The 19,943-nt window shown below is 70.7% G+C and carries 20 protein-coding genes; 15 read left to right on the forward strand and 5 right to left on the reverse strand.

From position 1 onward, the window contains the following. Positions 1 to 28: 28 nt before the first annotated feature. The 11 genes from K1T35_RS47970 (at position 29) to K1T35_RS48020 (ending at position 11,523) form a co-directional block, all read left to right on the forward strand. Positions 29 to 361 carry a hypothetical protein gene (locus K1T35_RS47970; RefSeq protein ID WP_220263457.1) on the forward strand — a complete coding sequence of 111 codons (333 nt, stop codon included), beginning with the start codon at positions 29 to 31 and terminating at the stop codon, positions 359 to 361. Positions 362 to 738: 377 nt separating this feature from the next. After that, positions 739 to 1,146 carry a hypothetical protein gene (locus tag K1T35_RS47975; protein WP_220263458.1) on the forward strand — a complete coding sequence of 136 codons (408 nt, stop codon included), beginning with the start codon at positions 739 to 741 and terminating at the stop codon, positions 1,144 to 1,146. 826 nt (positions 1,147 to 1,972) lie between these two features. Further along, positions 1,973 to 3,202 carry a hypothetical protein gene (locus K1T35_RS47980; RefSeq protein ID WP_220263459.1) on the forward strand — a complete coding sequence of 410 codons (1,230 nt, stop codon included), beginning with the start codon at positions 1,973 to 1,975 and terminating at the stop codon, positions 3,200 to 3,202. A 200-nt stretch (positions 3,203 to 3,402) separates the two neighbouring features. Further along, positions 3,403 to 6,393 (forward strand): hypothetical protein, encoded by a 2,991-nt coding sequence (locus tag K1T35_RS47985; RefSeq protein WP_220263460.1) that lies wholly within the window; start codon positions 3,403 to 3,405, stop codon positions 6,391 to 6,393. Positions 6,394 to 6,506: 113 nt separating this feature from the next. Beyond that, positions 6,507 to 6,977, forward strand: coding sequence for a hypothetical protein (locus K1T35_RS47990; protein WP_220263461.1), 471 nt, complete (start codon positions 6,507 to 6,509; stop codon positions 6,975 to 6,977). Positions 6,978 to 7,188: 211 nt separating this feature from the next. Continuing rightward, positions 7,189 to 7,926, forward strand: coding sequence for a hypothetical protein (locus tag K1T35_RS47995; protein ID WP_220263462.1), 738 nt, complete (start codon positions 7,189 to 7,191; stop codon positions 7,924 to 7,926). A 163-nt stretch (positions 7,927 to 8,089) separates the two neighbouring features. Then, positions 8,090 to 8,341: a hypothetical protein gene (locus K1T35_RS48000; RefSeq protein ID WP_220263463.1), complete on the forward strand. Its 252-nt coding sequence runs from the start codon at positions 8,090 to 8,092 to the stop codon at positions 8,339 to 8,341. Then, positions 8,338 to 9,303: a DNA cytosine methyltransferase gene (locus K1T35_RS48005; RefSeq protein ID WP_255622849.1), complete on the forward strand. Its 966-nt coding sequence runs from the start codon at positions 8,338 to 8,340 to the stop codon at positions 9,301 to 9,303. Before K1T35_RS48000 ends, K1T35_RS48005 begins: the two co-directional genes overlap by 4 nt. A gap of 284 nt (positions 9,304 to 9,587) precedes the next feature. Next, entirely contained in the window at positions 9,588 to 9,965 is a 378-nt protein-coding gene (locus K1T35_RS48010) for a GntR family transcriptional regulator (protein WP_220263464.1), read from the forward strand. Positions 9,966 to 10,432: 467 nt separating this feature from the next. Then, positions 10,433 to 10,621, forward strand: coding sequence for a hypothetical protein (locus K1T35_RS48015; RefSeq protein ID WP_220263465.1), 189 nt, complete (start codon positions 10,433 to 10,435; stop codon positions 10,619 to 10,621). 101 nt (positions 10,622 to 10,722) lie between these two features. Next, a complete protein-coding gene (locus K1T35_RS48020) occupies positions 10,723 to 11,523 on the forward strand; it encodes an SAM-dependent methyltransferase (RefSeq protein WP_220263466.1) in 801 nt (266 codons plus the stop codon). 69 nt (positions 11,524 to 11,592) lie between these two features. Here the strand turns inward: K1T35_RS48020 and K1T35_RS48025 are convergent, their stop codons facing one another. From K1T35_RS48025 to K1T35_RS48035, 3 genes are all read right to left on the reverse strand, one after another. Then, positions 11,593 to 11,937, reverse strand: coding sequence for a hypothetical protein (locus K1T35_RS48025; RefSeq protein ID WP_220263467.1), 345 nt, complete (start codon positions 11,935 to 11,937; stop codon positions 11,593 to 11,595). Positions 11,938 to 12,142: 205 nt separating this feature from the next. After that, positions 12,143 to 12,319, reverse strand: coding sequence for a hypothetical protein (locus K1T35_RS48030; RefSeq protein ID WP_220263468.1), 177 nt, complete (start codon positions 12,317 to 12,319; stop codon positions 12,143 to 12,145). Then, on the reverse strand, positions 12,316 to 12,630 hold the full coding sequence (locus K1T35_RS48035) for a hypothetical protein (protein WP_220263469.1): 315 nt from the start codon (positions 12,628 to 12,630) through the stop codon (positions 12,316 to 12,318). The genes K1T35_RS48030 and K1T35_RS48035 overlap by 4 nt, the downstream gene beginning before the upstream one ends. A gap of 435 nt (positions 12,631 to 13,065) precedes the next feature. Here K1T35_RS48035 and K1T35_RS48040 point away from each other — a divergent pair, with 435 nt between their 5' ends. From K1T35_RS48040 to K1T35_RS48055, 4 genes are all read left to right on the forward strand, one after another. Then, entirely contained in the window at positions 13,066 to 13,479 is a 414-nt protein-coding gene (locus K1T35_RS48040; RefSeq protein ID WP_255622850.1) for an RRQRL motif-containing zinc-binding protein, read from the forward strand. Continuing rightward, positions 13,479 to 13,760: a hypothetical protein gene (locus K1T35_RS48045; protein WP_220263470.1), complete on the forward strand. Its 282-nt coding sequence runs from the start codon at positions 13,479 to 13,481 to the stop codon at positions 13,758 to 13,760. Before K1T35_RS48040 ends, K1T35_RS48045 begins: the two co-directional genes overlap by 1 nt. Before the next feature lie 361 nt (positions 13,761 to 14,121). Continuing rightward, positions 14,122 to 14,508 (forward strand): hypothetical protein, encoded by a 387-nt coding sequence (locus K1T35_RS48050; RefSeq protein ID WP_220263471.1) that lies wholly within the window; start codon positions 14,122 to 14,124, stop codon positions 14,506 to 14,508. Then, the gene (locus K1T35_RS48055) at positions 14,505 to 14,990 is read left to right on the forward strand and encodes an SsgA family sporulation/cell division regulator (RefSeq protein ID WP_370645555.1); all 486 of its coding nucleotides are present in this window, start codon (positions 14,505 to 14,507) and stop codon (positions 14,988 to 14,990) included. Before K1T35_RS48050 ends, K1T35_RS48055 begins: the two co-directional genes overlap by 4 nt. A 119-nt stretch (positions 14,991 to 15,109) precedes the next feature. On the opposite strand, the gene K1T35_RS48060 is transcribed toward K1T35_RS48055, so the two are convergent. After that, positions 15,110 to 18,955, reverse strand: coding sequence for a serine protease (locus K1T35_RS48060; protein WP_304940868.1), 3,846 nt, complete (start codon positions 18,953 to 18,955; stop codon positions 15,110 to 15,112). Beyond that, positions 18,945 to 19,940, reverse strand: a complete 996-nt coding sequence (locus K1T35_RS48065) for a MoxR family ATPase (protein WP_220263473.1) — start codon at positions 19,938 to 19,940, stop codon at positions 18,945 to 18,947. Before K1T35_RS48065 ends, K1T35_RS48060 begins: the two co-directional genes overlap by 11 nt. Between the last annotated feature and the right edge of the window lie 3 nt (positions 19,941 to 19,943).

Genomic DNA, 19,943 nt, shown 5'->3' on the forward strand with positions numbered 1-19,943 from the left:
GAATGCGCGTGCAGCGCTGACGGCAGCGGTGTCGGAATCCGACTGGACGGACTGGGTGGTCGAGACCGCGACCTTGCACGGATGGCGCGTCACCCACTTCCGCCCGGCCCGCACCGCGCGCGGCTGGCGCACCGCCGTACAGGGGCACAAGGGCTTCTTCGATCTCGTGCTCGCCCGCAACGGCGTCGTGCTGATCGTCGAGCTGAAGACAGACGCTGGCCGACTCACGCCCGACCAGCGCCAGTGGTTCACCGCACTCGGGGAGCTCGCCGCTGTGTGGCGGCCCCGCGATCGCGACCAGGTGCTGGCCACCCTGGCCGCATCTCAGCAGGCTCGGAACCTTGCCGGCGGTGTGCCATGACCGCCTATCTCCCGGAGCCCGGGCACAGCCCGAACCCATCGCAGGCTCGCGGGCTCGCGATCGCACGCGCCGAGGACGCGCCAGGGAGCGACATCGCTCCGGGACTGTGCCAGTGCGGCTGCGGCCGCTCTACACCCCTTGCGAAGAAGAGCGACGCCCGCCGCGGCGCGGTCAAGGGACAGCCGCGCCGCTTCATCAAGGGCCACGCCGGCCGCCCAAGGTCCCGAAGTGCTCACAAGTCCGCGGCGCGGCCATCGGGCGCGACGTTGTGCGAGTGCGGCTGTGGCCAGCTGGCTCCCGTCGCGCAGGAGACGGATCGGCAGCGGGGAACAGTGCGAGGGCAACCGCTTCGGTTCGTCCGCGGCCACGGCGGCCTCATGAAGGCCCGCGCTGCCCGCGCTGCCCGCGCCGGGCAGCCTGTTGCGGATCGCCCCGTCGAGGGCCGGCCCGTCCGGCGCGACGTGGATGACGAGACCGAGTTGTACGCCGAACGCCTTCTGCACATCAGCAAGCTGATCGTCGGCGCCGTCCACGACGACGGCCCGGACATGGAGCGCAAACACCTGCGCGCGGCGTTCCGGCTCGAGCCCCCGTCCGGCATCGACCCGGTCGAGGCACTCGTCACGATCCTCGCCGCGCAGATTGACCCCAAGGCGACGACGGAGCAGCGACTCGGCTGGGTGCGCCGATTCGGCTCCGCGCCTACGCCCCTGACGCGGGTCCCCGACCCCTGCCAAGACCGGGCCCTGTCGTCCTTGAGGTCTTCCGAGGAGAACGCCGCCTAATGACTCGGTTCAGGACCGACAGCGATGTGGCTGATCACTGCAGGGCGCACCAGCCGGATCCAGGCCTTGTCACGAAGACGGATGGCCGCACGACCGCTGATCTACTCGGCGCCCACACCCCAGCCGATTCAACGGCCGGCCTCGGCGTGGCGTCTCGCATCATACGATGCGAGACGGTAGGACGACGGCATGCAGAGATCGGTCACGAGCAGGCGCAAGAGGCCGGGCCCCGAGCCTCGGTGGGGCAAGCGTCAGCAGTTGTCGGTCGGGCTCCCGGAAGCGCACCGAGCTGTGTACCAACAGGAAGCGAACAGCCTCGGCATCAGCTTGAACGAGTACATCGTGCGCTTCCTAGCGGCCGAGCACGGCCTATGGGACGGGGCCGAGGAGGTCGAGCAGCAGGGGCAGCTTCGCCTCGGCGCCTGAACAGGCCATCAACCCCTAGACACGCGAAAACCCCCCGCTACCTGCTTGGCGGCACTGTCGCGGAGGGCTCGCGTCGTAGCACCCCTCATGAGAGGAGGTTGCGCGTGTCATCGTACCCGCGGTGCGCGCGGTACGACATCCGCGACTCGCCCGCGCCCACTTCGTGGGCAGTGACCTGCACCGCCGACCCGCAAGACCGGAGCTCGCTCGATCGAGTGCCACCAGCGCTCGCAATCGACGATCTGCTTACGACCAGTCGCGGCGAGCCGCCCTTTACGGGCAACTGGGCTCGCTCGGGTGGGAGTGGCGTTCTCTCGACGGCGCAGACCGCCGAGGACGGCACCGGATCGGGCTGGATGCCCGCACGTGGCGTGGAACGCGCCTGTTCGGGGGCTGCACGATGAGCTGGCTCGCCCTCGACTGGGCCGAAACTGCGCCCGTTGCCGATGTGTACGAGCGCGTGATCCTCACGCTGATGGCTGGCCGTGCAGACAAGGACGGCACGGGGGTATGGCTCTCGCCGGGCACCATCGCTCGTGGCGCGGTCAGCGACGAGCAGACGGTTAAGCGCCGTATGCGGGCGCTCCGGGAGCGGGGGGTCATCGCCTACGGGGACCAGTCGCTCGCGGCGAAGATCCCCGCGAACCGTCGGCCGAAGGTCTACGACCTGATGATCCCCGTGTCGTTCTACTCGCCTACTCAGCTCGCCGAGGTCAACCGGATGCGGGAGGAGAACGGGCGTCCGCCCCTGACCCCCGAGAACCGGCCTGATCTTCCAGAGGCCGCTCCCTCCCGTAAGGCACGATCCGACACCGGCACCAGTCGACCCCGGAGTGCTGCCGCCGACGAGGCGGATAAGCAGCCTCTGACCTGGACCGACTCGCAGGGGGGTCTCGTAGACCCCCCTGCGATGGAGGCTGGGGGGTCTACTAGACCCGGCCAGGGGGGTCTCGTAGACCCGGCCAGGGGGGTCTACGAGACCCCCAAAACTCCTAGAGATAACCCGTCAGAAGAACCCACGGGGGGGAGACGTAACGGGGTACGGCACCCGCGCGAGGGCACGCCGGACCCCGCCCCCGAGATCGTGTTCAACCTCGACGACAAGGACACGTGGCTCTGCCGCAGGCATCGGGCCAACCCACCGAGACCGGATGAAGACCGGAAGTCCTGCCCGGGGTGCGGGCGCACCCGGCGGTGGTCGGAGAAGCAGCTCGCTGAGCGCGCCGCCGCCGCCGCGGCTCGTCGGAAGACCTGCACCTGGCACGACGACGCACGCCACGTCATCGACCCGGCCACCGGAGGGCCGTTCCATCCCGCCGTCAAATGCGACTGCACGACAACCTCACCCGAGGCAGTCGCAGCTCGAATCGCAGCGACGCAGGAAGCAAACCGGCCATCAGGACCAATCGCGACGGCTGGTCGCGCCGAGTATCGACGCCGCTTCCCGCGAAAGCCGACCGCCCGTCCCGCCACCGGACGCCGTCGCGCGGCGACGGACTCGACGGGCAACAGCGACCGGCATGCGACGCCGCCTGCTGTGGATCACGAGGGCTTGCCGATGACCCAGGGCAGCCACAACGCCGCCGGGGTGAAGGCCAGCCGTCTCGACCGGGTCGAGGAGAGCGCATGAGCAACCATCGAAGTTCCGGGCGCCTCGGCCTGATGACCGCGGGAAACGCTCAGCTGACCAGCGGGACCGTTCAGGCCGACCCCGAAGGGCACGGGCTCAACCAGACGACTGCGGGGGGCGAGGGGAGGACGTCCGGTGGCGGGCTGGAGGCTGGTCGGAACGGAGTCGGGTCGGGAATGGCCGAGGTGAGGGAGCGGGTGATGACTGGCTCGGTGGAGCGTCGCCCCGCGGAGGTAGCCGCCGCGGCGCTGCGTTCGGCATTTGCTGCCCGGTCCGTCGCCCTGGTGGATCGCCGGACCGGGCAGCAGCCAACCCGCGCCGCCCAGTGCGGGTGGGAGCTGCGGCCGGGTGCCACCACCGAGGCGCAGTGCTGGCAGCACGTCGGGACGCCGATCGGATGGACCGACGGGGACAGGATCTGGCTGAACCCGGCCGCGGCCACCGACGCGATCATCCAACAGGCCAACGCCGCTGGTCACCCGCTCAACCTGACCCGCAGCGGGCTGGGGCGAGCTCTGGCCGACGCGGGGATCCTGCGCTCCCGGGACACCGCGCAGGGCCGCCGCACCACGGTGAAGATCCGACTCGGAGACGGCGTGGCCGGGCCGGGCACGCAGATGACGGTGTGGGACGCACCGTGGACGTGGCTGTGGCCCGAGTCCGACGACGCCGCCACAGCTTCGGGCCCCGGGTTGGGCGACCTGGTTCACGACCAGGCCGCCCAGCTGGATGAGGAGCCTCGCTCGCTTGCGCCGCAGCCAGACCTCTTCTCCGGGGCCCCGATGCCTGACACATCCGAGCAGGGCGACCTCGAGGACGGAGCGTCTGAGGGGGCTGACACGACCGATTCGCCGGTCGGTGAGATTCCGGCGTCCGGCGCGGTGGGGCCGCGGACCGTGCGACAGCGCGACAGTGCTGCCACCTCGGGCGGGGACTACGCCGGCATCGCTCTCGTCGCCGCCATCGCGTTCGGCTGGCTGGCGCGTCCGGGCGAGCCAGCGCGACCTGTGGAGCTGGGCAAGGACGCGTCGTCGCTGGGCAGCATTCTTCGGCTGGCCGAGCGCATGAACCTTGGCCACCGCGACGGCGGCGGCCGCGACGGCGGCGGCCGCGCCGACGGCGACGTACTCGGCCAGCTGTGGCTGTTGCCTCAGATCCGGGAGCGGTTGGGGTTGCCCGCCAGGCTGAGGGTCCGCGCGGGTGACGGGGAGCCTGCTGACCACCGCGCGGTCCGGGGAAGGCTCGAGGCTGAGGGGTGGCAGCTGGGCAGTGAGGTCATCGGTGGCTGGACCGTCGTTTGCCGGGACGGGGGCCGCCAGCTGTACCTGGTGATCCCGGAGTGGCAGGTCGGAGTGTCGCCGGCCGATGCGCCGTTCGATGAACTGACCGAGCCGGCGCAGGTGGTGGCCACACGGCTGGGCGCCTACGCGGCGACGGCCGGGGTGGCCTACACGCCGGAGGTGAGCGGCCCGCGGCCCGCCCCGGCCACGAAGGAGATCCGCCCGCAGCCCTCGCGGCCTGCACGCGCCACCGCTGCGCCGGTGACCTCCGCGCCGGAGCAGCCCGCCGAGCCTGGCGGCGAAACGGTGGAGGTGTCGCGGTCGGCGCCGCGGCGCGCGGCGGGGCACGCACAAGCATCGGACCGAGTCGATAGGCACAGCGATGTCGAGGTCACTGTCAGCGCCGGCTACCGCGGTGTCGCGCTCCTCGTAGACGCCGAGGTCGGCTGGCTTGCCCGGCCCGAAGGCCTGCCGCGCTATATCGAGCTGGGCGAGGACGCGGAATCGCTGGACTCGCTGCTGCGACTCGCCGAGCGCCTGAATCTCGGCCACCGCAACGGCCGCGGACGTTACACCGGCGCATTCCACGGCTACGGACAGCTCTGGCTCCTGCCGCAGGTCCGCGAGCGGCTGGGACTGCCCGCCGAGGTCGCGCGGGAGACCGGGAACAAGGAGCCTGTCGAGCATCTCGCGGTCCGGGAGATGCTCGAGGCCGCGGGCTGGGAGCTGGGCAGCAAGAAGGTCTCCGGCTGGAATGTGATCTACCGCAAGGGTGGGCGCAACCTGCACCTCGTGGTCCCGGAGTGGCAGGACGAGGAGTCGCCGTTCGGTGAGCTGACCGAGCCGACTCAGACGGTGGCTGCTCGGCTGGGGGCCTTCGCGGCGAGGGCCGGGGTGGTCTACAGCTACTCACCGGGCGTGACCGGTGTCGAGCTGATCAAGACCACGCGCCCGGACATCGCCCGTGCCCCCCGGCCCGAGCTGCCCAAGCCGTCGACGCTGCCGACGCTGGAGAAGGACTATCTGTGGCAGCGCACACTGCAGCCGGACGAGGAGGCAATGCCGTGGGTTGACGCGTGGGACGTCAATGCCATGTACCTCGGGGCCGCTACCTCGCTGCCGCTCGGCATCGGTGCTCCCGACGAGCTCACCGAAGACGTGCAGTTCGACGCGAACCTTCCGGGCTACTGGCGGATCGCCAGCCCGCCGGCGTGGGAGCACGCCCGGCTGCCCGATCCCCTGCAGGTCGCAGGCCGCAATCGTGGTAACGACAACCTGTGGGTGACCACCCCAACCATGAAGATCCTCACCGAGCTCTACGACCTGAACGTGGAGATCACCAAAGCATGGGTGTGGCGCCCCGTGGTGCTACCCGACGGGGAGCTCGAGCCCAACGCGGTGCGCGTGCTCGACAAGTGGGCCAAGGAGCTGCGCGAGGCACGGAAGTCGCTGCTCGGCGCCGTGAGCGCCGATGACCGCGCCGTGCTGAACGCGGTGAAGCTCACCTACAAGCACGGGGTCGGGCGCCTCGACGCCGGTGTGTGGCGGGACCTGGAGCCGAACGAAAGGCCTTCCACACACCGGCCCGACTGGCGTCACCACGTCGTGGCCCAGGGACGGTACGCGCTGACCCGGCGCATCGTGACCGCAGCCAAGTCGGGCCACTTCCCGCTGGCGATCTCGACCGACGCCGTGCTGTACGCGAGCGACAGCCCAGAGCCGGTTCCGCCGCCCGGCTGGGTCAGAGGCGAGCAGCTCGGACAGGTCAAGCATCTCGGGCGGCTACGCACCGAGCAGGTCGCGCCCTTCCTCGCCGCCGGCGACATTCCGAAGGGCACCAAGCGGGAGAACGGCGAGATCGTCGAGATGGGGCTCTTCGACAGCTTCGAGCGTGCCGGCGGTGACCAGTGAGCCCACGCCCGCGCCGCCGTCAGGGCCAGAACCTGAACCTGGGGGAGGCCCTCGACCGCGGCGTGCGGCCCCGCGCCCCCCGCACGACCACCCTGTATCGGCAGGTCAAGGATTTGATCAAAACCTACGGTGAGCGCGACGCGGCGCAGCGGCTCGGCGTGGCGGTCCGGACGCTCCGCACGTGGGTGCACCCGGACCGCTCGCGCCGCCGCAGCCCGAGCAAGGCCAACCGGAGCCGCATCGGCACCGAGCACCAGCGCAACGCGCGTGACGTGCGCAGGGCCACGGCGCCGCGGCGGCGGATGGATCGGCTGAGCACGAAGGGGATCCGGGTGACGTTGCAGGGGGACGTCGGCCCGCGGCCCGACGACAAGTACATGCGGCACGGGCGGCGGATCACGACCGACCTGCCCCCGGAGGCGGCCGCGGACATCATGAACGCCTACCTCGAGGACGGCCCGGAGGCTGCAGCCGAGGCGTTCCGGCGAGCGATGGCCGAGTACTACGTCGACGGTGACTGGCGGCTCGAGAACCTGAGTGAGTTCCAGTTCGGCGATTCCGCCGCGTTCGGCGACGACTGGTGAGGCCACTCGCCCGGCGACGGGTAGGGCGTTGCTGGTACGGCAAGAACCACTACTAGCAGTCCCACGCCGTGAGTTAACGTGAAAACGTCTTGACTGTAAGCCGCGATTAGACCAAGCTGAGGGTGGAGTCACGGAGCCCCTCCCGATCGGGAGGGGACAGGCGAGGCGTCTGGAGCCTCGCGCCGGCGACACAGCTCACGGAGGTCTCTGAGTGATCGGCAACCCCGCCGCCGCTGCCGGGTCCTGGACCCGTCCGATACCGGCCGCCCCACCCCAGGTCCATCCGGTAGCCGGCCACGGCCCTCAGGGCTGTGTGCCCGCGCTCGGCACGATCCGTCGCCTGCGGGCGCTCGCCGCCGCCGGGTGGCCGGCCCGCTCGCTGGCCAGCGCCGCGAAGGTGAATCCCCGCACCATCGGCCACATCCGCGCTGGTCGACGCCACTACATCCACGCCGACATCGCAGCGGCGGTCGCCGAGATCTACGCCGCCGCGTCGTCACTGCGTCCGGAACAGAAGCTGCCGCCCACCACGTCGGCGCGCCGGGCGATCCGCTACACGCGCGAGCTCGCCACCCGGGAAGGCTGGTCGTGCACCCCCGACGACTGGGCCGGGCTGGACATGGACGACCCCAAAGTCGGCCCGGCGACCGACGTAATCGACCGCACGTACCAGTTCAAGCGCCGCACCACCACCGCCGGCGACGTGCTCGAGCTCATCCGGACAGCAGCCTCCCGCACCCGGATCCGCAACGCGTGGGCCCGGCTCGGCCTCGGCGAACGCCCGATCGTGGTGGCCGCCCTGTCCGACTCGACCAGGCCCGGCGGGAAAATGTCGGGTGCTCAGATCGCCGCCCTGTTCGGGGTGTCGCAGCGTGCGATAACTCGACACCGGATGGCACCGCGGCCCGACACACCTGCCGCTCCGGCCGTGCCGGCGAGGGCCTCGTGACCTGCACGGCCCGATACCACGACTCCGGGTCAGCCCGCCATCACCACGGGTGCGTGTGCCCGGCTGCCGAGATCGCCGAGTCGCGCGTAGTGCTCGCCATGGAACCCACGGCTCGGGTAGGCGCTACCAGAACAAGTCGGGGTAGGTCGTGATGCCCCAATCCGTGCTGGTCGAGATCGGCGAGGTCGTGCGTGCTGCGCCGCGGGCCGGGGCGACCGCTGATGAGATCGCAGCCTGGTACCTGCTCAAGGCTCGGCTGCTCGAACACGTCGCCGGGGAGACCACCGGCTCGGAGGCCACCGCCGTCAGGACCTGGGCAATGAAGGCGCGCGAACGTGCGGCTTCATTGACGACCAGCTCCCGCGATTCCGCCCGCACTGCCCGACGGGCTGCAGGCAGCGGACCGGCGTCGTGATCACCGCGAAAGACCTGTTCTCCGGCGGCGGGGGATCCACCAAGGGGCTCACCCAGGCCGGACTGCGGGTGGTCGTCGCGGCGAACCACTGGCCGTTGGCAGTGGCCACTCACCAGGCCAACCACCCCGACACCGAGCACCGCGTAGCCAACCTCTCCGAGGTTGACTGGCGGACCTACCCCGCCACCGATCTCCTGTGGGCCTCCCCGTCGTGCCGCTGGCAGGCCCGCGCGGGTGGCCGGAAGAAGCAGAGCGTCGCGCGGGAGCTCAAGCGCCAGGACGAGGGTGCGATCGATCGCGCCACCGCGTACGCCGTCATCGCCGCGGCGGAGGTGCACGCCTACCCCGTCGTGATCGTGGAGAACGTGCCCGAGATCCGCGACTGGGTGCTCTACCCGTGGTGGCTCGACGGCCTCGCCGCGCTCCGCTACACGGTGCGCGAGCTCGTCCTCGACGCCGCCGACTTCGGCCATGCCCAGAACCGGAAGCGGCTGTTCATCGTCGCCACCCGCGACGGTGTCGAACTGGACCTCACCCCGCCCGCCATGGCACCGGTGATGGCGTCGCAGATCCTCGACCCGGACCCAGGCCAGGCGGTCACGCGCCGGCTGTACGTCGCCGACCAGATCGACAGCATCGCCGACGAGGGCGTGCCGCACCTGGTCACCTACCGACGCCACGCCCGCGCACTGCGCGCCGACCGGCACCCGCTCGCCACGGTCACCGCCGGAGGCAACCACCACGCCGTCGCGCAGCTCATCGACGGCGTGCAGCACCACCGGATGCTCTCCAACCGCGAGTGCGCCCGCGCGCAGGGATTCCCCGACTCCTACGTGTTCCACGGGACCGGAAAACAGGTGAAGCGGCAGATCGGCAACGCCGTGCCGGTCGGCATCGCCCGCTGGCTAGGGGAACGAGCCCGTGCCGCCCTAACCTCGACCACCGCGGAGGTGGCGGCGTGACGACTGACAATAAGGAGTCTCGCCCGGCTGCGTCACAACCGCGGCCGCGCGGCGTGAGTGCGCAAGCACCACGTCAGGGCCGCTCGGCCCCTGTTTGAATGTCCGGCCGCGGAGAGTCCGTCGCACGTCACCGTGACGCCGATTGTCGGCCGCCCGGCCTTGCGTAGGCGGCCGTGGACGTCGTGCTGGACGGGACCCTGGTGTGTCGCTCAGGATCGGCGCCGACTTAGCGCCACCGCGGCTCCGTTTTCGTCTATATCATCTAGAAGTGATAGTGTATAAGGATGGCTCGAGTTCCGCGCTACCGCCAGATCGCCGATGACCTTCGCCGGCGCCTCGCCGACGGCGAGTGGCTGGTGGGCAGCAAGATCCCCGGGATCAGCGCTCTGCAGGCGGAGTACGGCGTCGCTGCGCTCGAAACCATCCGCCAGGCCCAGAGCCTGTTGCAGGAGGAGGGCCTGTTGGAGCCTCGGCAGGGCAGCGGCACCTTCGTCGTCGCCGTGCCCGAGCGCGCCGACCCAGATCGGGTCGAGCTCCGCCAGGTCGTCACCGAACTGCAGCAAGCGATCGCCGCGGCTCAGGCCACACTCAACCGCGTGGCCCGGCGACTCGACGAGCCCCAGCCGACTCCCCACACAACCGAGAGGGCCACTCAACGATGACCCCGGAAGAGCAGCAGATCGCGCCTGCCGGTACTGACGCCCACCACGAGTACCCCGCGATAGTGATCGACGAGGCCGCCCGTGTCTTCACGGGACGTGCCCGTCGCTGGCCGACCACGACGGCACGCGAGGAGCTGCTGCGCCGAATCATCGCGGCAGGGCGGGACTCGCGGGTGACCACGGTCGAGAACCCTCTGTCAGCGCGGCGGCGGGTTCGGCTGCAGATCCAGGTGGCGACACTGGAGGCGCTGGGTAGCTTGCCCTCGGTCAGGCGGCAGATCGCGCTTCCGGGGGACAGCCCGCTACAGAAGCGCAGGGCCCGTCGCGGTGGGAGCTAATGGTGCCACCCGTCCTCGTCGACGCGATGCGCTGGACTCCAGGTGACCGCGTCGTCCCCTTCTCTGCACCAGTGTTCACGACCGGCCCACCACGTCCGGCCCCGAAGAGCAGGGCTGACAGGAGGCGCAATGAGCCCGCCCGAGCACGAGGAGCGGCCGGTCCGGCACGTCACGCCTGCTCAAATGCGCCGCGCCCAGTTCCTCGAGCTGCTGTACGACCCCACCAAGGTGATATGGGTGATCGATCCGACGAAGGACATGCCGGCGATGACCACCTGGTCCTCGCCCGTCGACCCGCCGTTCCACACCACTCGCTAACAACGCTGCACGCGCACAGATCGACCGACGAACGTGAGCTCGACGCTGCTGGCAGATCCGAGGATTGACCTCGATCACTACACGACGGCAGGACTGCCATCATGGCCTATGTGGAGCCCTCGGAGATCGACAGCAGCGTCCCCCAGTCGGCGCGGATCTGGAACTACTGGCTCGGCGGCAAGGACAATTACGAGGCCGACCGCGCAGCGGGCGATGCCGTCCTGGCCCAGATCCCAGACATCCCCGATGGTGCCCGCGCCGAACGGGCGTTCCTGATCCGAGTGGTCCGGTACCTGGTCGCAGAGTGTGGTATCCGCCAGTTCCTCGATGTCGGCACCGGGCTGCCCACGCTGAACAACACCCACGAGGTCGCGCAGGCGATGGACCCGACCTGCCGCATCGTCTATGTCGACAACGACCCAATAGTGATGGCGCACGCCCGCGCGCTGCTCGTAGGTACCCCGGAAGGCGCCACCGCTTACCTGCATGCCGACCTGCGTGAGCCCGACGCGATCCTCGACGCGGCGAAACACACGTTGGATTTCGACCAGCCTGTGGGGCTGATGCTGCTGGGCGTGGTGAACCACCTCATGGATGACGAGGAAGCTTACGGCAGCGTGGCGCGGCTGGTCTCTGCGCTGGCCCCCGGCAGCATGATGGCGTTGACCCACTCCACCGCGGAGGTCCACGGGGAGCCGATGCTGCGGGTGATGCGAGAGACGACCGAACGGGGCGGTACTCCGATCCGGGCCCGCGACCGCAGCGAGATCGCCCGATTCTTCGACGGCATGGAGCTGCTGGAGCCAGGGGTGGTCTCGTGCTCACGGTGGCGGCCTGACGCTCCCGACGTGGGCGAGGTCCGGGAGGTCTACCTCTTCGGTGGGGTTGGGCGCATCGGCTGATCGGCAGCCTCCGGAGCCGGAACTCCAAGCATCGCCCCGACCAGCTACCTCTGCTCCGAAACGCGGGTGCTATCGGCGCAGGGCGAGCGGGGACTGGGGGACGAGCGTCGGGGTGATCCGTGCCGATGGATCCGGCGACTGTGGCGGTGCCGTCGTCGGCGACGGAGATGACGACCGGTTGATTGACTGCTGCCGGCTCGACAGCCGTGGCGGCCCGCCCACACATAGCCAGCGGGTCACCGCGATCGCCGTGGCGGCCCCCCGCCGATCGATGCCCCGGTTCACGCGCGCCACGATGTCGCTCGACGGGAGGAGGTAGACGCTCGTCGCGTGCCGGCGAAGGGCCGCGGAAGAGCGATCGATGCCTGCGATCGAGCAGGCCGTGGCCAGGATGGCGCGGTCATCGGTGATCACGAGGCGAGCGTACGAACGCCGGAGGCAGTCGAGCCTGCCGAGAACTCATCGATCTCACGCATCAACTCGACCGCGCGGTTCGTGCGCGCCGTAGGCAAGCGTGAGTGCGGATCGTACGCGGACCAGGCCGTCACGCATCTGGTGAATGCGCATGGTCGGTGGCAGGGCGAGCATGTGCTGGAGCGCGCCGCGAGCACCTTCGAAGTCACCGCCGCGAGCCGTGCCGTCGCAACGCCAACTCTCGCGAGGCCTCGTCGCCGTAGGGCCGCTGCTCACGCGGCCCCGACTCGTACATGCTGATGGCCTTCAGGGCCGCCCGCTCGGCCCGCGGGTGGTCGCCGATCAGGGCCAGTGTGGTCCCCGCGTAGTACTCGAGCTTCACTGGGGGAAGGGGAGCACGCCGCCGAGTGCGGCGACCTCGTCGGTGCGCTCGGGCACATCCCGAGCCCGCCACGCCTCCTGCAACGCCGCCCGTGCCGCATCACGGTTGCCGAGCCGGGCGTGCTGCGCGCTTCGATCGCCGCTCGCCGGACGAGGGGCGTCCGGGCCGCGGGCGTACCTGCGCCCCGCTCGGGCGAACGTGGTCGCGTCGGCTGGGCGCCGCGACCACTCCGCGATCAGCGCCTGGGTGCCTCGGGTCCACGCCCGCAGGCCATCGTGATTGGCCTGCTTGAAGATCGACGGCTCCCGCACGTCAAGGGCAGACCCTCCCGCGTCGGAGCGCGGCCGGCACCCGCGACGAGCATCGGGCGGATCGGGCGCTGCGTCGACCGACACCCGAGACGATCGCGGACCAAGCAACGGGCAGGCTCAATCGGTCAACCTCCCAGGTCCACAGCTGCTTTTAGCGTTAGAAAGTCTTGACGTTATAGCGCCGCTACGGCATCCTGTTGGCAGGAACCTTCGAAACGGTGGCACCCGCTGCCGACTGATCGCGGGCGCGCGGAGAGCCCTGAAGGTGCGACATGCGGCCCAGTCACGCATCAGCGGAGCACCGGGCCTCCGAGTCGCCGCCCGATCCGCTGCCGCTGATCCGAACGGAGCATCGATCGCCATGTCCGACCGCAGCGCGAACCCCGTCACTGGACTATGCCCCGACATCGCGGGGGCCGTCCGTGGAGGCGGGCGATGACCGAGGCACTCGGCGTGATGACCGAGCGGTGGGGGTGGCAGCCGACAGCCCGGTTGATCGCCGGTCTACCGGCCTGGTCGTGGCGGTCCGCGCCGAAAGGGCTGGTGACGCGGCGACAGATGCGGGTGTTGGATCTGGCGCCAGGCGGGGCAGAGCCGGTGGGCCTGGTTGTGTGCCGGCGGGGCCGGCGGTGGGCCCATCTGTGGGATCGCCGCGAACTGGTGCCGAAACGCCGGGCGTCACCGGCACAGCTGGAAGCGCTCGAGCGGGCGATGGCTGCCCGCCGATGGTGCCGAACGTGTAAGCGCGACGTCGGCTACTGCGTGCCGCGGTCGCTCGGCGAGTGCGTCGAGTGTGCGTTCCCGGCAAGCGAGGGCGTGGAGTGCGAGCCGCTGGAGGAAGCGTCCTGATGCGCTACACCAGGTTTCAGCCGCCCGCCACCACCCAGCCCCTGCCGCCCCCGCCGCAATCGGCGATCCACTACCAGCAGTCCGTGCCCGGCGTCTGGGCGGTCCCCACCATGGTCCTCCCCGCGATCTTCACTGGCGAGGGCATCCGGAGCTATGTCCTCATCACCGACGCCGCCCGATCCAGCTTCGCCGTCGTCGTGCTCGGCCTCGTCCTCGCTATCAGCGTCGGGGTCATGGTCTGCGGCCAGCTCATCAACCGCCGTGACGGGCGGGGGCGGTAGGGATGGGGAAGCTCTCCGATGCCGTCGCCGCTCGCCGCGCCGAGACGGAGCTGAAGCTCGAACTGCGGGCGAAGCGCGCCGATGCCGGTCGCGCTGAACGCGCAGCTCGAGCAGACGAGGCTCGGCGTCGGCGAGCCAATCGCGCAGAGCGGCGGCGGGCTCTCCGCGGGCAGATCGCCGGTAAGGGTTGCGAAGCCGCGGGCGACCGCGCACACCAGGGAGCGGGCGCGCCTGGCGGGCAGACCGTCGCAGGGGTGTGCGATGCGGGCACCCCGAGCGGCCACGTACTGGTGCGCCGGTGTGCGCTTGATCAGCCGGGGCGCCGTCACGCGACCCTGTCGGTCGCGAACGGGTGGACATCATGAGCGCCCTGTTGCGGCTGCGGCTGGCGTTGGAACGCGCTACCGGCTCCCGGATCGTGGTCGCCCGGACGGACCTCGAGGCGCTCATCCAGCAAATCCTGACGCTGCACCCCGAGACCGCCCACACCGTTCCGCCCCAGTGTCTGAGCCCGCGCCGGCGGACGCCTGAGACGAGGGGAGTGGCGGCGTTCGCCGCGACGACGGCGGCCGCGAAGCGCCTCGCCGCCGCGGCGTGGGACTCGGACCCCGACCGGATCGCCGCCCACGGCCAGTGGGTGAACGCCGACCCGGCGCTCACCTGGCACACCGTCCAGGCGGCGGAGCGGACCCTGCGGCTACTGGCCGAACTGGATGACCAACGTGACCGGCAAGCACGCGACGGATGACCACGAGACCCCCAGAACAGCGGGAGATCGAGAAGGGAAGCGGAGATGGCGAAGAAGTCGGGTGGCCGCTGATGGCGCGCCAGGTGTTCAAGCGGACCGAGTTTCTGCTGCTGGCGCCGGACGGCCCGAATGTGCCGGTTTGGGTCGAGCTGAGCTACGACTCCCGGGACCCGCTGGTGGTGCGCGCCAAGTTCGACAGGGGCACACCCGACCCGGTGGTCTGGGAGTTCGGCCGTGAGCTGCTCTTGGATGGGCTGGAGCGGCCGTCCGGTGCGGGTGATGTGCGGGTTGCGCCCGGGCGGCGCTCGGACGACGTGACCGTGAATCTGAGCTCACCGTCGGGCCAGGCGCACTTCTCGGTCGAGCGGCAGGACCTCGTCCAGTTCCTGGACGAGGTCTACGCCGCTGTGCCGCCCGGCCGTGAGTGGGACGGCGTCGACGTCGACGCGGAGCTACTCGCGCTGACCCGCGAGGTTGCGTGATGGGCGCGACGTTCACGGACTGATCAGTCGTGGCATCACTGGGGGCTGCTGGTCGCGGCTGCCGTCACGTCGCTGATCGGGGCGGGCTCCTGGCTGAACTGCAGACACACAGGGCATGATCACGATTCCCGGGAGGCCTCCAGCAGTTCGAGCAGCCGTTGCGGCAGCTGGGGGGCGAGCCGGCGGGGTTCGGGCGGCGGTATGCCCTCGGGGAATAGCTCGGTCATCGCGGCGGCGAGTGCATGCTCGTCGAGGACCTGCCGCTCCTCGCGGGCGCGGTCGCGGAACCACGCCTCCACCTCGCTGCGCCCCAGCCCGACGGCGACGTCCTGCTGGACCCACAGGGAACGCTCGACCGCGAACAGCTCCGCCTCGCGCCCCGCGAGGACGACGCGCAGCGGGATCTGCTCGTCCTCCGCGATGAGGACGAGCGCGTGGATCAGCTCGTCCAGGTCGCCCTGCTGGACCGCGACGAGCTGGTCGAGGCCGTCGACGAAGATCCACCACTGCTGCGGGGAATCGCGAAGCCCGGCCCGCAGCGCCTGCCGGAATCTCGTGATGCTGCGGGCGACCTGTAAGAGTGCCTCGCCCGTGTACGGCAGGCCGAGCCCGACGAGGATGTCGCGGGCGATGTGTTCCCGGCGTTCCTCGACGCCGAACTCGAGGTAGTCCGCCACGTTGACCAGCAGCGCGGCGAGCCCGCCGGGCACCGCCGCGCGGAGCTGCTGCGATTGGGCGATGTGTGAGATCAGCTGGTAGGAGTACGACACACCGCTGCCGCTGTCGCCTGTGATGGTGAGCACGCGGCGGCCGTGCCCGATGTGCACCATTTCCCGCAACCGGCCACGGAGGTTGGCGCGGTTCACGAACGGCTTGCCCCGCAGCGAGTTCGCGAGGAACGGGTCGCCGTCCAGCGGCGGCGGGGCCACGGGGGGCACGGTGACCTGCCCGGCGATGGCCTTGGCGATCGCCGCGAGCGGTACCGCCTGATTGCGCCCGCCCTCGGAGTAGTGGTGAAGGCCGACCAGCCGGCCGCGGACGTCGACCACGGGGGACCCGGACGACCCGGGGAGCGTTTTGCCGCCGTACCGGATCCGCGTCCGGCCCGCGTTCTGTTCGGGTACGGACCGGATCCACGTGACGCGTTGGGATTGGCCGATCGGGTGCTGGACGATGAACATCAGCGGGCTGCGGGTGAAGTCGTACTCGGTGGTGTCCAGCCAGTAGTTCCCGCGCGTTTGTGTCTCGTCGGCATCCTCGACGGGCGGCACGGCGGAGCCGAGCCGGAGGAGGACGAAGTCGAGCCGGTCGGCTGGGGCCTCCCAGTCGGCGGTGCGACCCTCGACCTTGGCTTCGGCGGGCGGGCTCGCCGCGAGGAAGTCGATCACCGGGACGGGTATGCCGTTCTCCGCGGGGGTGCGTGGCCGCTCGTCGTGGGCTTCACCGACATGGTCGGCTTCACCCGCACTGCCCGGCGCCGTTCCATGGTCGAGCTGAGCGAGGGGGTCGGGCGTTTCGGCTCGACCACCAGCGAGGTGATCGCGGACGGGCACGGGCAGATCGTCACGACGGTCGGGAACGAGGTGCGCTTCGCCGCCGACGACGTCGCGGACGTGGCTCGTCGTCTGCCGGCCGTAGTCGAACCGGGCGACGACCTCGGGACGTGGGTCCGGCGGCCACGCCTTCCGGTCGATGACGTGCGCGGCGGTGAGCAGGAGGTCGGGCCCAACCAGGATCCCGGTCCCCTTGGCGACGCCGTTGATCTCGATCACCGCGGTGCGCCGGGTCGCCTCAACGATCGCCTGCACCATGGCCCGCGGATCCTCGAGCCCCGCGGTCACCGCGGTGATCGCCTCGAGCCCGCTCGTCGGCTCGTCACCGGGTGCGTTCGGGACCTCCATGGCCCGCGGATCCTCGAGCCCCGCGGTCACCGCGGTGATCGCCTCGAGCCCGCTCGTCGGCTCGTCACCGGGTGCGTTCGGGACCTCCACGAGGCTCTCGACCAGCGGATCCGGCCCGTCCGGCGGCGGCGCCAGACCGTGCCGGAACGTCTGCCGCGCGGTGACAAAGACCAGCCGGTCACCCAGGAGACTCTCGAGCAACGGCCGGAACGGCTCGCTGGCCGCGTCCTGCATCACCTCCGCGATCAGGTCGAACACCAGGCCACCCGCGGCCGCCTGCCCGAGCACGAGGGCCCAGGTCTCGCGGGCGGTGCCGGGCGTGAGCGGTGCTGGCCATGCGATCCCGGCGGAGACGCTCAGGCGCCGGATCGCGGGGATGCCCGGATACGCCGTCGCGAGGACGTCGACCAGACGGCTCGGTTCCCCGCGCGTCCAGTCGGTGCGCGGGCTCTCCCACCACTCCTCGGGCGTCGTGCCGGCCATGACGGTCGTCGCCGGCTCCCTCCCGGGGACGAGCCCGATCAGCCCAAGCCGATTCGCGAGGTCCGCGGCGATGCGAGCCATGGGGTCCGGCTCGCCGCCGAGAGCCTCGGCGCCCTCGGTGAGCAGCAGGGAGAACTGTGGCTGGCGGCCGGACGCTGTCAGGATCGGCGTGATGGCCCGCCATGCGCGCAGGACGTCGGTTGTCGTCAGCGACTGTTGGAGCTGGGAGCGGACGCCTGGTGCGAACTCCAGGCCGTCGTCGCCGCGCTGGTCGTCGTCGCCGGTCGCCCGCAGTACGCCTGCGGCCAGCAGTTCGGCCAGGTGCACGTGGCGGGCTTCGGGCAGCAGCTCCGCCATGACGACGCGCGCCACCGGCAGGCTCACATCGACGGCGGAGAGCAGGGCTGCGAGCCGGTACGCCGTCGATGACACGCTCGACCGGATAGCGTCCCCGAGCAGCTCAGGCTCAGCGATCTGCAGTGCGGCCTCGTCCAGGAAATCCTCGGCCGCGATCCCGAGCACCGCGCGGACCGCCACGCCTGGGACGCCCGATACCAGCCGAGCCCAAGGAGCGATGGACGCCTCGTCCAGCGCGAGGACCGGGATCGCGCCCCATGGCGGCTCGTCGGCCTCCCACCACCACGGCGCGCGCACATCGAGGCGCGCGTTCGGTTCGCCGGCGCGGTGCGCCCGCACGGCGATGTCGGCCTCTCCCGTCGCGGTCTGCCCCCACATCCGGTCCGGCAGCAGGTGCACCAGCGCGACCGGGCAGGTCGCCCCCCACAGACGCACCGCCGACCACGCGGCATCGCGTCGCCAGAGGGCGCCGACCGCGTCAGTGACGACGAGTACCAGCCGCTGCCCGCCGTCGTCGGAGAGCTGCCGCGGCTCGTGCTCCACGCCCGACGGGCTGCGGACGACGGCAGTTCCGTCCGGCCGCTCGGCCAGCCTCCACCTTGTGACGGCGCGGAACGCGCCGTGCCGCTCCAGCAGGTCGGCGAGGGCGGCCACGGTGTCCCGCCACACCGACATCGTCGGCGAGGCGTCCGCGACGATGGCGACCTCGAACCAGCGCTCGCGTGCCGGGCGCAGGACGGGGATCAGAACCTTTGTGTCGCAGTACAGGTCGACGGTCGCATCGGGGTCGAGCACGCGGTGACGCCGTGATGGGCGCCGTCGTTTCAGTGGGCGCAGGGCGCGCCCGATCTCCGCTCGGCCCGGGAGGGCGAGCCAGGGCGGGGCGTCGGCATCGAGACCGGTGCCCTCTTGACCCGCCTCTCCACCGGTCGTCTCCGACAGCCGCCACCCTTGCGTGTTCGCCTCGGATGCCGGCCTGACACCCGCTCCGGGCGGACGGCCTCCCGCGTTCGTGCCCGCCGTCTCGTATGAAGCCGCCTCACCTAGCCGGCCGGCGTCCGGATCGTCCGCGTTCTCAGTCGAGGGAGCGTGCGCGCCGGGTGAGGTCGACGACCTCGCCAGCCACAACATGTCCGCGAGGTCGCGCCAGTCAACGTCGATGCTGGCCTCGGGAGATCGCAGTGCGGTGACGAACGCGGCGAGGTTCGGGTGCTCAGACGACATCGGTGGCGAGCTTCTTCAGTAACAGCTCGACCATACGCGCCCGCTCCTCCTCACCGGGCGGGGTTCCATCGCCAGTAACCATGAAGACCGCGTTCATGAGCTGGTCCGTCGCGTAGGCGCGGTCTGCCTTCGCCCGCGTTGCGAAGTCTTTGATCAGGGCGTCGCTCTCCGCCGCCGCCACCGCGCCAAGGTGCGCGATCATGATGTCGGTCAGCAGTGTGACTGTGGGGTCCGGCATTCTTAGCCGAATGCACCTGCGCAAGAACGCGGCGGGAAAGTCGCGCTCGCCGTTGCTCGTCAATACGACGAATGGGAACTCGGTGCAGCGTACGCGACCGTTCTCGATCGGGTACGACTCGTCGCCGCCGTCAACGCGGACATCGACCGGCCCGGTACCCATCCGCGCGAGCTCCGGCACGTCGAACTCACCGCGCTCGAAGACGTTGAGCAGATCGTTGGGCAGGTCGATGTCGCTCTTGTCGATCTCGTCGATGAGGAGTGCCCGTGGCCTGAGCGAAGGCAGCAGGGCCGTTCCGAGCGGCCCGAGTCGTAGGTAGTCCTCGATCTCCGGGGCGTCGACGACCCTGCCGTCACTCTGCTCGCGACGCAGCCCGTGTGCCTGCAGCCTGCCGATGGCGTCGTAGCGATACAGGGCATCGGTGAGCGTGCTCGCCGACGTCACGTGCCAGCGCAGCACGCGTCCCAGCTCCAGCTCGCGGGCGACCGAATCGATCAGCGACGACTTGCCCGAGCCCGGGCGCCCAGTCAGGAGCAACGGGCGGCGCAGGACGAGCGCCGCGTTGACGGCATCAACCATCTCGCCGGTTGCCTGGAACGTCGCCGCGGTCTCGGATTCGCTCTCGGGTGCCGGGAGCTCCATCTGGTGGCCGGCTTTTGGATCGCCGAACGTCCGCCACGGCGGTGCCGCCGGAATCGCGGCCCGGTGCGGCTCCGCCGTCCCTGTGTAGATCTGCCAGTCAGCCATTCC

It is taken from the genome of Pseudonocardia sp. DSM 110487 (assembly GCF_019468565.1).
Taxonomy (GTDB): Bacteria; Actinomycetota; Actinomycetes; order Mycobacteriales; family Pseudonocardiaceae; genus Pseudonocardia.